At 40.3% G+C, this 226-nt stretch carries 1 protein-coding gene; it reads left to right on the top strand.

Annotated features, from left to right (window positions below; all coding sequences use genetic code 11):
• Positions 1-226 (top strand): transposase (locus AC23MB_RS14580; RefSeq protein ID WP_487787680.1); only part of this gene is annotated, 226 nt, incomplete at both ends.

Raw genomic sequence — 226 nt, 5'->3', positions numbered from 1 at the left:
ACATATACACGGCTCCCACCAAAGAGGCTGCAAAAGCTGCCTTGGAAGATTTCGCCGAGAAATGGGAAAGCAAATATCTGTACGCAATACAGTCCTGGCGAAACAATTGGGACGAGCTGACCGTGTTTTTTGACTTTCCGGTAGAAATTCGTAAGATCATCTATACCACCAACTTAATTGAAAATCTAAACGGAAAAATCAGAAAATATACCAAAAACAAAATGTC

The sequence above is a fragment of the Soonwooa sp. T0.1_25 genome, assembly GCF_057652215.1.
Note: the sequence above shows the minus strand (reverse complement) of the source record. Positions and strands in the feature narration are given on the sequence as shown.